9 protein-coding genes are annotated in these 12870 nt (G+C 66.7%); 1 reads left to right on the plus strand and 8 read right to left on the minus strand.

The features are described 5' to 3' along the window. Positions 1-80: 80 nt before the first annotated feature. The 6 genes from cls to C9J49_RS15185 form a co-directional block, all read right to left on the minus strand. Positions 81-1499, minus strand: a complete 1419-nt coding sequence (cls, locus tag C9J49_RS15160) for a cardiolipin synthase (RefSeq protein WP_107181921.1) — start codon at positions 1497-1499, stop codon at positions 81-83. A gap of 109 nt (positions 1500-1608) precedes the next feature. Then, positions 1609-3114, minus strand: a complete 1506-nt coding sequence (locus C9J49_RS15165) for a fumarate hydratase (protein ID WP_107181922.1) — start codon at positions 3112-3114, stop codon at positions 1609-1611. Between the two features lie 219 nt (positions 3115-3333). Continuing rightward, on the minus strand, positions 3334-4155 hold the full coding sequence (nei, locus tag C9J49_RS15170) for an endonuclease VIII (protein WP_046078716.1): 822 nt from the start codon (positions 4153-4155) through the stop codon (positions 3334-3336). Positions 4156-4196: 41 nt separating this feature from the next. Beyond that, positions 4197-6218 (minus strand): excinuclease ABC subunit UvrB, encoded by a 2022-nt coding sequence (gene uvrB, locus C9J49_RS15175; protein WP_107181923.1) that lies wholly within the window; start codon positions 6216-6218, stop codon positions 4197-4199. A 45-nt stretch (positions 6219-6263) separates the two neighbouring features. Further along, on the minus strand, positions 6264-6674 hold the full coding sequence (locus tag C9J49_RS15180; RefSeq protein ID WP_046078718.1) for an OsmC family protein: 411 nt from the start codon (positions 6672-6674) through the stop codon (positions 6264-6266). Further along, positions 6674-6871: a hypothetical protein gene (locus C9J49_RS15185; protein ID WP_046078719.1), complete on the minus strand. Its 198-nt coding sequence runs from the start codon at positions 6869-6871 to the stop codon at positions 6674-6676. Before C9J49_RS15185 ends, C9J49_RS15180 begins: the two co-directional genes overlap by 1 nt. A 141-nt stretch (positions 6872-7012) precedes the next feature. Between C9J49_RS15185 and C9J49_RS15190 the strand changes: the two genes are divergently transcribed. After that, positions 7013-8050 carry a folate-binding protein YgfZ gene (locus C9J49_RS15190; protein WP_082090842.1) on the plus strand — a complete coding sequence of 346 codons (1038 nt, stop codon included), beginning with the start codon at positions 7013-7015 and terminating at the stop codon, positions 8048-8050. A 205-nt stretch (positions 8051-8255) separates the two neighbouring features. On the opposite strand, the gene C9J49_RS15195 is transcribed toward C9J49_RS15190, so the two are convergent. Both C9J49_RS15195 and C9J49_RS15200 read right to left on the minus strand, forming a co-directional pair. Further along, positions 8256-11639 carry a peptidoglycan-binding protein gene (locus tag C9J49_RS15195; RefSeq protein ID WP_107181924.1) on the minus strand — a complete coding sequence of 1128 codons (3384 nt, stop codon included), beginning with the start codon at positions 11637-11639 and terminating at the stop codon, positions 8256-8258. Positions 11640-11657: 18 nt separating this feature from the next. Then, complete coding sequence (locus tag C9J49_RS15200; protein WP_107181925.1) at positions 11658-12482, minus strand: SH3 domain-containing protein; 825 nt, start codon at positions 12480-12482, stop codon at positions 11658-11660. Positions 12483-12870: the final 388 nt, after the last annotated feature.

Consider the following 12870-nt stretch of genomic DNA (forward strand, 5'->3'; position numbering starts at 1 on the left):
TCACGGATGCATTAGCGGCCCGGGGGCCAGCCAGGTCGCTAATGTACCCCAGGCGCCCACACGACCCAAGCAAAGGACGCTCACTGCACCGGTGCGAACAGGTAGGCGCCCCGGGACACCAGCTTCTTCCACAGCGGTCGCGAGCGGATCTCCTCCAGCGACACTTCCCGGCAGCCGGCGAAATCCCGCTCCAGCATGGCTTCCACCTCGGCGGCGAAACCACGGTCCGGCACGAAGGCGGTGACCTCGAAATTGAGCCGGAAGGAGCGATTGTCGAGGTTGACCGTGCCCACGCAGGCCGCCGCATCGTCGATCAGGATCACCTTCTGGTGCAAAAACCCCGGCTGGTAGCGATAGACCTTGACCCCGGCGCGCAGCATGTCGGGCAGGAAGGAGAAGGCCGACAGGAACACCAGCAGGTGGTCCGGACGTTCCGGCATCATGATGCGCACGTCCACGCCACGCATCGCCGCCAGGCGCAGGGCGTCCTGGACGCTGTGATCCGGTACGAAGTAGGGACTGGTGATCCACAGCCGCTCGTGGGCGCGATGAATGGCGTGCTGCACCAGCAGGCTGGCGGTCTCCTGGGGGTCGGCCGGCCCCGAGGGCACGATGACCACGTTCTGCGACGAGGCCTCGCTCTGTCGCGGCAGCCAGTCCAGGCGGATCACCTCACCGGTGGCCCAGTGCCAGTCCTCCCAGAAGGCCTCCTGCAGGCCGAGCACGCTGGGGCCAGTGAGCTTGAGATGCGTATCCCGCCAGTGCCCGTGACGGGCATGCCGGCCCAGGTATTCGACGCCGACGTTATGGCCGCCGATCCAACCCTGATAGCCGTCGACCACCACGATCTTGCGGTGGTTGCGGAAGTTGAGCTGGAAGCGATGCCTCAACCCGCGGGAGGAGTGAAAGGCGCTGACTTCGATGCCGGCCTCGCGCAGCGCCTTCAGGTAGCGCTCGGGCAAGGCATGGCTGCCGATCTCGTCATACAGGAAGCGCACCCAGACCCCCCGCTCCGCCGCCGCGCACAGCCGCTCGCGCAGGCGACGCCCCAGGTCATCGTCACGCACGATGAAGAACTGGATCAGGATGTAATCCTCGGCGGCGTCGATGCCGGCGAACAGGCTGTCAAAGGTCGCCTCCCCATCGACCAGCAGTTCGGCGCGATTGCCACTGGTCATCGGCATCATCGCCAGCTTCTCGACCGCCCGCACGTCGGCCTCCCGGGCGCCGGCCAGATAGGGCACGATCCGCTCGCGATAGCCTTCCAGCACGCGACGGAGCACGGTGTCGCGCTCGCCACGCGCGGAGACGTAACCATAGAAGCGCGGTCGACCGAACACCCAGTAGGCCGGCACCGCCAGATAGGGCACGGTGACCAGCGACAGGATCCAGGCGATGGCCCCCTGTGAGGTACGCGCCGACATCAACGCCTGCACCGCCGACAGCATGCCGAGCAGATGGAGGGCGAGGATCAGCATGCCGAGCAGCCATGACGTCATGAGCAGACTCCCTTTCCGTGGGATGAGCGGCCGAAGTGCCCAGCATACGCAAAACGACGACGGCCCCGCCAGTTGGCGGGGCCGTCGATCATCACGCTGGCGTCAGGGATCAGGCGCGCTCGGCGATGATCTCCTTCCACTTGGCCGGACCGGTCTGGTGGACCGACGTGCCCGCGCTGTCCACAGCCACGGTCACCGGCATGTCCTCCACCTCGAACTCGTAGATGGCTTCCATGCCCAGATCCTCGAAGCCGACCACCCGGGCCTGCTTGATGGCCTGGGCCACCAGGTAGGCGGAACCGCCCACCGCCATCAGGTAGACGGCCTGGTTGTCGCGGATCGCCTCGATGGCCGCCTCGCCCCGCTCGGCCTTGCCGACCATGCCCTGCAGGCCGGCCTGCTCGAGCATGGTGCGGGTGAACTTGTCCATGCGCGTCGCGGTCGTCGGGCCTGCCGGGCCGACCACCTCGTCGCCGACCGGATCGACCGGACCGACGTAGTAGATGAAGCGCCCCTTGAGGTCCACCGGCAGGCTCTCGCCCTTGGCCAGCATGTCGACCATGCGCTTGTGGGCGGCGTCGCGGCCGGTCAGCAGCTTGCCGTTGAGCAGCAGGGTGTCGCCGGGCTGCCAGCTCTGCACCTCTTCCGGGGTGATATCGTCGAGGTTGACGCGCTTGACGTTGTCGCCCGCCTCGCGGGTGATCTCCGGCCAGTCCTCCAGCTTCGGCGCCGGCAGGGCCGCCGGGCCGGTGCCGTCCAGCGTGAAGTGGGCGTGACGGGTGGCCGCGCAGTTGGGGATGATCGCCACCGGCTTGTTGGCCGCGTGGGTCGGGTAGTCCTTGACCTTGATGTCGAGCACCGTGGTCAGGCCACCGAGGCCCTGGGCGCCGATGCCGCTCCGGTTGACCTTGTCGTAGAGCTCGAGGCGCAGTTCCTCGGCGCGATCGGACGCCCCGCGGGCCTGCAGGTCCTGGATGTCGATCGGGTCGAGCAGCGACTCTTTGGCGAGCTCCATGGCCTTCTCGGCGGTACCGCCGATGCCGATGCCGAGCATGCCGGGCGGGCACCAGCCGGCGCCCATCTTGGGCAGCTGCTCGAGCACCCAGTCGACCACGCTGTCGGAGGGGTTGAGCATGGCGAACTTGGACTTGGCCTCGCTGCCGCCGCCCTTGGCCGCCACGTGCACTTCCACGGTGTCACCGGGCACCAGCTTGTGGTGGATGATCGCCGGGGTGTTGTCCTTGGTGTTCTGACGCTTGCCGTCCGGGTCGGCCAGCACCGAGGCGCGCAGGATGTTGTCGGGCAGCTTGTAGGCCCGGCGCACGCCCTCGTTGACCATGTCGTCGAGGCTCATGTCGGTCTCGAAGCGCACGTTCATGCCGACGTGGACGAAGACGGTGACGATGCCGGTGTCCTGGCAGATCGGCCGGTGGCCGGTGGCACACATCCGCGAGTTGATCAGGATCTGGGCGATGGCGTCCTTGGCCGCGGGGTTCTCCTCGCGCTCGTAGGCCGCCGCCATGGCGTCGATGAAGTCCTTGGGATGGTAGTAGGAGATGTACTGCAGGGCATCGGCGACGCTCTGGATGAGGTCATCCTGGCGGATCACGGTCATGGGCAAGACGCTCCATTGGTGGGTCGACACGCCCGCTTCTCAAGGCAGATGCCGGACTCAACGCTGATCCGGCAGACGCCTGCGGCCGGAAACCGGTGGCGGGCTCGAACGGGCAGGCATTATATCGCACTTGCCTTCCTGCGGCAGCGCCACCGAGGTTAGCGAGGTAAGGAAAATGCGAGATAACGGTATACGCTTCCCCCGAGAGCCTCGTAAGGCTCAGTCCGGCTGGCAGGACGGGCAGCGATAGAGCCGCCTTGAGGCCACGCTGAGCTTCTCGATCAGCCGCTCGCAGCGATGGCACGGCAGGCCTTCACGCTCGAAGGCGGCGAAGCGCCAGCGTCTGCGGCTACGTCCCTCGCGACGGTCGGCGGCGGCCCAGTCGTCGCGGTTGGTCACCCCGCCGGTCTCGTAGGAGCGCCGCGTCAGCGCCAGCATCTGCTCGGCCAGCTGACGACGCTCATCGTCGCTCAGGTCGACCGGCCGGACCCGATGGGAGAGCGCGGCGAAGAACAGGATCTCCGAGCGCAGGTAGTTGCCGAGCCCCGCGACCAGGGACTGGTCCAGCAGCAGGCCGCCCAGGCGGCGTCCGCGCCAGCGCGGGTCCATCAGCCGCTCGACGATGGTGTCGACCGTCACCTCATGGGTCAGCAGATCGGGACCGAGTCGCGACAGGAAGGGATGCTCGTGCAGGCGCCCTTCTTCCCACAGCGACACGTCAGAGGCGCTGTAGAGGCTCGCCATGCGATCCCCGGCGGTCAGGCGAACGCGCAACGAGCGTTGGGTATCGGGCTCGCGCTCGGCGTCGTGGAGCTTCCACACGCCATAGAGCTGGTTGTGGGAATAAAGCACTCGACCGTCGTCGAAGCGGGTCAGCAGCGCCTTGCCCCAGCTGTCGACCGCCCTCACCTCGCGGCCGATCAGCGAGCCGGCCTGGTCCGCCAGCTCGGGAAACGCGAACCAGGCGTCGTCGAGGCGACGCCCGGCGATGTGATCGTGCAGCGCATCCGCCGCCCGACGGATCTCGGGTCCTTCCGGCATGTTTGCTCCTTGCTAACGCCTTCCATACACACCCGTCACGCCTAGCCGACCGCGAGCTGACGCTCCTTGAGCTCCAGCAGCCGGTCGCGCAGCCGCGCGGCCTCCTCGAATTCGAGGTTCTGGGCGGCCTCTGACATGGCGTCCTCCAGCCGGGTGATTTCCTTCGCCAGCTCGGCCGGTCCCAGATCGTTCGGATCGTAGACCGCCGAACCCTCGGCCACCTTGCGCTCGTTCTTGCGGCCCTTGCCCTTGCGCCCCGGGGCCTCGGCGGCCTCGAGGATGTCGGCCACCGAGCGATGCACCGTCTCCGGCACGATGCCGTGTTCCTCGTTGTGGGCGATCTGCTTGGCCCGGCGACGCTCGGTCTCGTCCATGGCGCGGCGCATGGAGTCGGTGATGCGGTCGGCGTAGAGCACCGCCTTGCCGTGGGCGTTGCGCGCCGCCCGGCCGATGGTCTGGATCAGCGAGCGCTCGTTGCGCAGGAAGCCTTCCTTGTCGGCGTCGAGGATGGCCACCAGCGACACCTCGGGAATGTCGAGGCCCTCGCGCAGCAGGTTGATGCCCACCAGCACGTCGAACTTGCCGAGGCGCAGGTCGCGGATGATCTCGACCCGCTCCACGGTGTCGATATCGGAGTGCAGGTAGCGCACCCGCACGTCGTGCTCGTCGAGGTACTCGGTGAGGTCCTCGGCCATGCGCTTGGTCAGGGTGGTGACCAGCACCCGCTCCTCCACCGCGGTGCGCTCGCGGATCTCCGACAGCAGGTCGTCGACCTGGGTGGAGGCCGGGCGCACCTCGAGCTCGGGGTCGAGCAGCCCGGTGGGCCGCACCACCTGCTCGACCACCTGACCGGCGTGCTCGGCCTCGTAGGGGCCGGGCGTGGCCGAGACGAAGACCGTCTGCGGGCTGATCCGCTCCCACTCCTCGAACTTCATCGGGCGGTTGTCCAGCGCCGAGGGCAGCCGGAAGCCATACTCGACCAGGGTCTCCTTGCGCGAGCGGTCGCCCTTGTACATGCCGCCCACCTGAGGAACGCTGACGTGGGACTCGTCGATGAACAGCAGCGCGTCGCCGGGCAGGTAGTCGAAGAAGGTCGGCGGCGCCTGGCCCGGCTCGCGGCCCGAGAGATAGCGCGAGTAGTTCTCGATGCCGTTGCAATAGCCGAGCTCGAGCATCATCTCGATGTCATAGAGGGTGCGCTGCTCGAGGCGCTGTGCCTCCACCAGCTTATCGTGCTGGCGCATGAAGGCCAGCCGCTCCGCGAGTTCCTCCTTGATGCGGTCGATGGCGCCCATGATGGTCTCGCGGGGCGTGACGTAGTGCGACTTCGGGTAGATCGTCATGCGCGGGACCTTGCCGCGGACCTCGCCGGTCAGCGGGTCGAACAGGCTAATGCCGTCGATCTCGTCGTCGAACAGCTCCACCCGCACCGCCTCGTCCTCGGCGTCGGCCGGGAAGATGTCGATCACGTCGCCGCGCACCCGGTAGGTGCCGCGCTTGAAGTCCAGGTCGTTGCGGGTGTACTGCAGCTCCGCCAGGCGGCGCAGGAAGGCCCGCTGGTCGATCAGCTCGCCGCGATTGAAGTGCAGGCGCATCTTCAGGTACTGATCGGGATCGCCGAGGCCGTAGATGGCCGACACCGAGACCACGATCAGGGCGTCGCGACGCTCGAGCAGCGCCTTGGTCGCCGACAGCCGCATCTGCTCGATGTGGTCGTTGATCGAGGCGTCCTTCTCGATGAAGGTGTCCGAGGACGGCACGTAGGCCTCGGGCTGGTAGTAGTCGTAGTAGGAGACGAAGTATTCCACGGCGTTGTCGGGGAAGAACGACTTGAACTCGCCGTAGAGCTGGGCCGCCAGCGTCTTGTTGGGCGCCATGACGATGGTCGGACGCTGCAGGCGCTCGACCACGTTGGCCATGGTGTAGGTCTTGCCCGAACCGGTCACGCCGAGCAGCGTCTGGTGGGCAAGCCCCGCATCGAGCCCGTTGACCAGGCCCTGGATGGCCGTGGGCTGGTCGCCGGCGGGCCGGTACTTGGACTCGAGTCGGAATGCCTTGCTCATCGGGTCTCCTGGTCTCAGTGACGGCAGGTCACATGAATCTGGGGCTCAGTCGCGCTGCCGGGTGGTGATCTCCACCGTGGCGGCGGTCATCAGGCGGTGGATCGGGCACTTGTCGCTGATTTCCTCGAGCCGCGCCCGCTGGTCGTCGTCGAGATCGCCGAGGAAAGCCATGACGACCTCCAGACGATAGACGCCGCGGCGCTCCTCGCGTTCATCGCGATTGACCGTCACCTCGACGCCTGCCAGCGGCCATTCCTTGCGCCGTGCGTACATCTGGGCGGTGATCGCCTTGCAGGCGCCCAGCGACAGGTCGAAGTAGTCGTGGGGATCCGGCGCGCTGCCCTCGCCGCCGAAGGCCTCGGGCACGTCGACGAACAGGTCCTCCGCACCCTCGAGCTCGACCCGCTGGCGGAAGACGCGATCGCGCTGACTGGTGACACGGATCGGCGGCTTCATCACGACACCTGGATGCCGAGCCCCAGCTTCTTGACGGCCTGAATCAGCGCCTCGCGACGCGCGCGGCCGTCGACCTCGGCGCCGTGGCGACCGACCTCGACACTCTCGACGCCGTCGAGCATCATCAGGGCGGTGGTGATGCGATTGACCTGATCGGCGTTCTCGACGCCCTTGAAGGTGAGGCTCTGCTGGGCCATGGGCTGGCTCTCCGGTCGGCTGGATGGGAACGGCACGAGTCTAGCATGCCGCCTCGGGGCCCGGCAGCGGTTGCATTGACGCCCCGACGCCCTCATCTCGGGGGAGCAAAGGCCTAAGGAAAGAGACGAGGAAGATCCCACATGAATGATTGGCTCGACCGCCTCGGCGGCCGCCGGAAAGACGACACGCGCCTCGTCTTCGAGACGCCGGACCAGGCACATCTCGCCATGGACGCCACCGTGATGACGCCGCTGGTCCATCTGGGCATCCTCGATGTCAGCGGCGCCGACGCCGAAGGTTTCCTGCAGGGCCAGACCAGCGCCCAGGTATCGCTGGCCGACGGCGCCTTCGCGCCGCTGACCAGCTTCTGCACGCCCAAGGGCCGGATGCTGGCCAACGCCCAGCTGTGGCGCGTGGCCGAGGGCCACTACCGGCTGCTGATGCATCGCAGCCTGGTGCAGGGCCTGCACGACCATCTCAGGAAGTTCGCGCCCTTCTACAAGGCCGAGCTCACGGTCCGCGACGACCTGGCGCTGATCGGACTGATCGGGCGCGAGGCGCCGGCAGTGGCCGAGGCGCGCCTGGACGTGCGGCCACCCACGGCCTGGCATCAGGCCAACGGCGACGACCTTCAGCTGCTCGCCCATCCCGGGCCGCGCCCTCGCCTGCTGGCCTGTCTGCCCGCCGAGCGCGCCGAAGCCATCTGGCAGTCGCTGGCAGATCAGACCACCCCAGTCGACAACGCCGTCTGGCGCCTGCACGACATCCAGGCCGGGATGGCCTGGCTGAACGCCGACCAGGCCGACGCCCATCTGCCGCAGATGCTCAACTGGGAGGCGCTCGGCGGCATCAGCTTCAAGAAGGGCTGCTATACCGGCCAGGAAGTCGTGGCCCGGGCGCACTTCCGCGGTCAGGTGAAGAAGCGCCTGGTGCGCGGCCAGCTCGAGGGCGAGCGACTGCCCGCCGAGGGCAGCGCGGTGGTGGATGCCAACGGCAAGAGCCTCGGTGAGGTGCTGTGCGCCGAGCTCGACGCCTACGGCCAGCCGGAGGTGCTCGCGGTGATGAGCACCAAGGAAGCCCCCGAACCGCTCAGCGTCGACGGCCAGCAGTTCAAGCGCCTGCAGCTGCCCTACCCGCTCGAGCGCCTTGACCCGGAGACGCTAGCCACCAAGGCCTAAATCCGTTTTTCGACAACCAAGCTTGTTGCACACTCGCGCTACTTACCATTCAGAAAATGGAGGCTCTGCCTTCTTCAGCCAAACTCCGACCTCAATACGCCACATCTGCAGCGGACAGACATCCGCTGCTTGGACCAGCTTATTAAGACTGTAGCTCTCCCCCTCCCGGCCGGGAGCCACTCCTGTTTAGATAAGCAACGGCCAGCTAGAAACGAATCTCCGGCACCTCGGCCTCCGGTGCAGCAGATTCAGGAGGTGGTGCATCCAGACGCAGTGCCACCAGTGTCAGACCATGGGCCTCGCTGATGCGACCCTCGAGAGTCAGTAGCGATTGACCGGCCGAGACACTTCGCCCGAATACCTCTGGCGGCGCCGCCAGTGGGTCGCCCCAGGCCAAAATCAGCGTCTCAGTCTCAGCGTCTTTCACACGATCGCCTGGTGAGCCGAATCGTGAGACCAGCAGTTCCTCCAGTGCTGCTGTTTGCTCTCCTTCCACAACATTACGCACATAGACATGACGAACCAGGCCGTCTTCGTTGAACTCAGCCTTAGCGCACGCGGCCCCGACCTCTTCGGCCAGCCGGGGGTCTGTGATGCCGTGGTAGAGACAGTTTCCCTCCTCAGCGGCGATAGTTTGCTCGTCCGGCCAGGAGATCGCCTCGGAAGAGAAGCGTTCGGTCAAGGCCTGCCGGGCCTGCTCGGCCTCCATGCCCAGGCTTACCCCCACCAGGGCAAGAGATTCACGCTCAGGAGAAGCGTCTAGATCAACGGCCGACACCTCTGTCGGCGCAGCGCCGGGGGGTAGGGCCTGCGCTTCGGCTTCAACGACCTCGGTGCCGTCTTCGCCCGGCAACTCGCCGGCCTGGAAGAGCACACTGTCATCCTTGCGGTCCAGCACCCGCATGGCATGCACGGTCGCCGGCATGGCAGTACTCTCCGATGCCTGTTCGGCACCCGGCGCCGGCGGCGTTCCAAGGCTCGCCAGCACCTCGATCGTGACCTGCCGCTCACGGCCATCCTTGCGCCCATTGAAGCGCTCGAGGAACGTCTCGGCCGTTTTCGACTCCATCGGCAGCCCTGCCTCGATTAAGGGCTCCATGCCATCGAGTGCCAGGCTAAAGGCCTGCGGCACTTCGGAGTCGTCACCGGGTCGGCAGTAACGGTTCAACTGGTAGCTGTGCACCTGGCGATAGAAGCTGATATCGCCACGCCTCGAGGTAAAGGGGAAACGCTCGGCGTCCATGTCATACTGGCCAAGCACTTCGTTGGGGAACGCCACCCGCACGTACCGGCGGCCCGTCATCTCCACTGCCTCCGCGAGTTGAGTGCGGAACTCCTGCTGCAGCCGAGCCATGGTAATGGGATTGCCCTCGGCGTCGCGCACGCGATTGCACGCCTCCACGCGCATGTAGGCGTCGACATAGTCGCTGCGCTCGGCCAGGGCGGGACGACCGCGCACCAGATGCAGAAACAGCGCCCGGTAGTCAAGCTCGGCGTAGTCCTCCCAGAGTGAGGACGCAGGCCGGGCCGCGTTGACCTGCTCGAGGGTGACCTCCTTGAGCAGCTCTCCGCTCACGGCGTCGAAGACGCGGCCGCGCAGTAGCTCCATGCGGGCGCCCTGAATCTTGCCGTAGGCGCGCTCGAACCCCACGAGGCGCAGCTCGAGCTGGATCGAGACCTGACGTTCAGGGTTGGCCTTGACCAGCTGTTCTGCCGGGCCGGCCGCCTTCGGCACCGCGGCCAGCAGCCCTTCATCGCGGATCTCGACACTGTTGAACCGGGGCAGATCGGGACCATCTCTGGTAACGCAATCGGGAATGCGCGCCCGATCAGTAACGCTGAAGCGAAACCGCTCCGTTGCATCATCGGGGCGGCCGCTGGAAAGGCGTATGCGCAAGCCGAACGCGCCGCGCTCGGTGTCGTATTCCTGCAGCTCGCCCTCGCTGGTAGCGTGGAAGCGATTATGGACAGAAGCCTCCGCCAGTTTGCTCGCGGCGCGCTGCGGCGCCGCCTCCAGCAGGCGCTGGCGCTCGAATTCGGCGTTGGCCTTGCCACGCAGGTTGGCCTCAGGAATGCAGCCCCGTTCACCGTCCCAGTAGGCGTATCGCGCCGCGGTGCGTGGGTCATCGAGCAGCGCCGGTGACTCATGCAGGGCCGAGACCAGCAGAGCGCTACCCGTCAGATCGGCCCCCTGTAGGCTGTCGGCAACCACGGGCGCGTCGTCGCCGGCGGACTGCGGTTCGGGCAGGGTCAGGGCGTCGGCCCCCAGCACGGCCAGCTGGCGGGAATACTGGGGATTGCCTGGCGTTCTCACCTCGGCCTTCAGCGGGCGCAGCTGCACCAGGCTATGGCCCTGGGTCGCGCGGGTCACCCCTTCGACGCGGCCGGTGACGATCACCGAAATGTTCGGAAAGTCCGAGGCGTAGAGCTCCTCGGCGGCACCTGACGGCATGGCGAGCCGGCCGCCCAGCAGCGCGGCCACGCCGGCCGCTTCGAGCGCCTGCTCGCCGGCCGGCAGGGTAACTCGGAACGCGGAGGGAAACGCCTTCTGGTCGTGCAGCCGCAAGCCTTCCTGGCGCGCCACGCTCTGGCAGAAATCCCCCGGCCGAATCTGGCCCTCGATGGAGCCGTGCGGCAGGATGGGAAAGCTCTGGCGCTCGAAGTCATAGTCCGCCAGCCGCAGGCGAGCCGTGAAGGCGATCCGCGCGCCCGGCATGGCCTCTCCTCCGCCAAGCTCGGCGCGCATGGCCGCTAGGCGCCGGCGCGCGGCGTCCTTGACCTCACGCAGCTCGAAGGGGTTCAGGTTGCCTCGCCAGCCCTGCGCGCGGCACTCGTAGCCGGCGAAATAGGGCAGAAAGGCCGGATCGTCAACGGCCTCGGGATGTGCGCGAATATAGTGCCGCAGCAGGGCCGGGTAGGCCTCCTCGCCGTTGAGCGGCGCGCTCTCGACGCCGGCTATCGTGGCCGCCGAGCCGCCCTGCACCGCGCTGCCCCCCGCGGTGGCACCCCGCATATGCGCCAGCGCGATCGCCGGCTGGCCCGTCTGCGGGAGGCCGTTGGCGGCCTGATAGGCGCGGATCGCCCGGGTAGTTCTCCGGCCCATCAGCCCATCGACCGGGCCGGGCCGGTAGCCGAGCTGGCTCAAGCGACGCTGGAGCTCGGCTATCTGCGCACGACTTAATGGCTCGGTGAGCGCAAGCGGTTGAGCCGCCTGCTGAGCGACCGTATCGGACGTCGCGCTTGCCCGCAGTCTACCGTTAGCAAGATGCGTCCAGCGTCCTACAATCTGGCCATTGGCTACCCCCGTGAGCTGCAGCTGCTGGAGGTTGGGGCACTCGAGGCCTAGGATCTGGCGAACGCCACCGGCTAGGCGCTGTAGTTGTCGGGTATCCTCGGTCAGCGCCTCTGCTCGAGTAGCCTGTACACGCACCGCCACCGTCTGGCCGCACCAGTCAGGCTCGCTGACGACGGCCCTTAGCTCGCCCATGCGGGCGACGCTGCGCTCGGCAGCCCGGGCATCGGACGGCGCAAGGCCGAGCAGCGCCAGCACGACCGCAGCGAAGGGAAACAGGGTGACCCCCATCATCATGACACCTCCACTGCGAGCTCAGGCTTCCTCGATCACATAGCCATCCGGTCCCTCGCAGATCCGGATGCGATCTTCGGCCACGGAACCGTCCGGCTCGGTGACCCGGGTAGTGTTGACGCTACAGGTACGCTCCGCCTGCACCAGCATGACCTCCCCCTCTCCGCCGGTAACCGGGGGACTCTGCGGCTGCTGAGGCGCAGGCGTCAGCAGCCGGGTGGCCACGAAACCATCTGCAGCCCCCTCCTCGGCGATCAGATACCAATCGCGGTCCTCCACCTTGCCCACCACATGTACGCTCTGACCGGCGGCAAGCGAGCCGACGCTGCGGTACTCGGTGCTCGGGCCACCGCGTACGTTACTGCTGGCGGTGGCACGATAACTGGAGCCGATCAGGTCGATGGGCGGCATCTCATCGACGCGATCGCGCTTGACGCTGACCGGTACCTCGCGGCGCTGGGTGGAACGCTGAGTGACCTCGGTCTGACCTCTGGCACCGGTTTCGGGGTCTTCCCAGGATTGGGGCTGCCCGGTCTCTAAGGCTCGCTGGTTGGCATCCACCATCTCCTGCTGGCCAGAGCGACTCAGGTGTCGGGCAATCTCGCGCCCGATCAAGGCCCCCGCAATGGTACCGACCCCTGTGGCTACAAGGCGACCGCTTCCACCTCCGACCTGCGAGCCCACAAGCGCCCCGGCACTTCCTCCAATCAGGGTGCCGAGCGTGTCGGGGTTCATCTCGCCCATCGTCTCGCAGCCAGACAGTGCAGTCAGACTGAAGCCGGCAACCAAAGCCCAGGATGCCCGTTTGACGCGGGTGCGGAGCGGGGGAGGATGAGAGATGGTCATGTCGGCTCCTTGCTCTGGAATTATTATGAAATGTACTTAATCAAGGTAAGCTTCACGCAAGAACCGTCAACATGAGCGTTATGACCTCGCCATGACCAGCATGTTGATGCAGAGCGAGTGATGAAAGTGGTAGTTCTGATGGCAGGAGGAGAGGCGTTGCTGACTGGCTGTCACCACCAGGTTCTGCAGGCCATAGCGGTCGAATGCTCAGCAGTGGCTGAGCAGGAGTAATCTCAGGCGGTATTGCCCAAGCCCCCTACGTAAGCTAATTCCGGGGGGCGGAGATTCGACTGTGTTTTGGTGATCATTGTATTGACATGCTCCGGCCTCCTACCTATCTCGCTCGTAACCGGCCGCTGAACACACCTTCCGCTGAGGCCTGGAGCCG

This window comes from Halomonas sp. SL1 (genome assembly GCF_003030865.2).
GTDB classification, from domain to species: domain Bacteria; phylum Pseudomonadota; class Gammaproteobacteria; order Pseudomonadales; family Halomonadaceae; genus Halomonas; species Halomonas halophila.